We start from the raw sequence: 1,813 nt of genomic DNA, 5'->3' as shown, positions 1-1,813 counted from the left end.
GGGACGGGTGCGCACACTGCCGGCGCCCAGGGGGAGGAATCCGCTGGGGTGCACGGTGCCGGTGTGCGACACGAAGACGAAGCCGCGGGCGGCGTTGACGTCCAGCGGCGGGCGCCGGGCCCGCCGCCTCCCGGCGTCCAGACCGAGCCGGGCGGAGCGCTCCCGCAACTCACGGTAGAGCGGGCCGAGTCCCAGCACCGCCACGTGGTCGTCGCCGGTCCGGGCGAGGATCTCGCGCTGGATCGCCACCCGGCGGAAGTGGTGGGCCTCGGTGGTCTTGGCGGGCACGGTGAGGCCGACGTCGTACACGAAGTTGAGTACGTCCTCGGTCTCGGCGGGGGTGAGTTCGCCGAGTCGCCGGCCTCGTCCGGTGGGCACCAGGAAGAAGGCGCTCCACAGCATCGCCCCGTGGTCGCGGACGAGACGGACGATGTCCGGCAGGTCGTGCAGGTTGTGCCGGGCGACGGTGGTGTTGATCTGCACCTTCATGCCCATGGCGCGGGCGGCGTCCCACGCGTCGAGTGTCCAGCCGTACACGCCGGGCACCCCGCGGAAGCCGTCGTGCAGTTCGGCGGTGGAGCCGTCCAGGCTGAGGGAGAGTCCGACGGCGCCGGCCTCGTGCACCTCCCGCAGCCGCTCGGGGGTGAGCGTCGGGGTGCCGGACGGCGACACGGCGACGCGGACGCCGGCCTCCTTGCCGTGGGCGATCAGCTCGTTGAGGTCGGGGCGCTGGAACGGGTCGCCCCCGGTGATCACGAACAGCGGGGCGGGCTGTCCGAACGCGGCGACCTGGGCCAGGAGTTCCTTGGCCGCGGCCGTGTCCAGCTCGCGCGGATCGCGGTCCGGTACGGCCTCGGCCCGGCAGTGAAGACAGGCCAGCGGGCAGGCGCGGGTGGATTCCCAGATGACGATGAACGGCCGGTCGGTGACGTCCTGGTGCTGCCGGCGGATCGCGCGTGCGCCGCTCATCGGGTCCTCCGCGCCCGGGTCGTGGTCGGTGTTCGTCCGGCCGCCCGGGAGTCGTGGCAGACGACGGGCCGGGCGGCCGGACCGTGACCGGTCCGTGCCGCACGCAGCACCCGCGGCGGGAAATTGCGGGGGACACAGCCGCGCGGATGCTGGTTGCGGTGGTGCACGGGATACCTCCGGATCGGTCGGCACCAGCCTCGTGCACCGGGCCGGGCCGGCACCCCGGCCGATCAGTCCCGATCGGGTGGGCCGTTGGTCCCTCCCTCGCGGCGAGGGCGCCGTCCGAACGGCCCGCCCGCCGCGGGGGAGGGCGGGAGCCTGAAGGGCGGGGGTCGCTCCGACGGGTGTGGCGTCCGTGGGGGCGGGAGTACGCACGGGGGTGCCGTCGGCGGTGGCCGGTGCGGGTGAGGGTGGCGCGGTCCGCCACGTTCCCTGACGGAACCCGGGGCATCGGGCGGCCGGCCCGGGTGGTGGCCGGCCCGGAACGTGGTGGACCGCGCGTCCGGCCGTGACTGAGGAACGGCCGGACGGTGACCGGTCCGGGAACTCGCCGCGCCCGCTGCCCGGCCCGTGGCACGAGAAGACGTGGCCGCGCAGGGTGACGTGACGGTCCGTGTCGCTTCCCGGCCGGTCACGCCCCAGCATCGTCCGTACCGCGGCCGCGCCACCTGGGCCGGGCGGGCCCCGGGAGGTGTCCACCGGTCCCTGCTCACCGCTCCGCGACGGGGCCGGACGGCCGGGCGCGGGTGGGCACTTCGGCCCGGGTGGGACGCGAGCCGCGCGGTCTGGCGTCCGCCCCCATGGATCACGGCAGCCACCCGGGCCGGACGCGTCCGCACGCCCG

At 75.7% G+C, this 1,813-nt stretch carries 1 protein-coding gene; it reads right to left on the bottom strand.

All coding sequences use genetic code 11. The features are described 5' to 3' along the window. Positions 1-969, bottom strand: a 969-nt coding sequence (locus B7767_RS33705; RefSeq protein ID WP_085575420.1) for a radical SAM protein, incomplete at its 3' end; no start/stop codon positions are given. Positions 970-1,813: the final 844 nt, after the last annotated feature.

Origin of the sequence: Streptomyces sp. 13-12-16 (assembly GCF_002114215.1) — a bacterium.
Taxonomy (GTDB): domain Bacteria; phylum Actinomycetota; class Actinomycetes; order Streptomycetales; family Streptomycetaceae; genus Streptomyces.
Note: the sequence above shows the minus strand (reverse complement) of the source record. Positions and strands in the feature narration are given on the sequence as shown.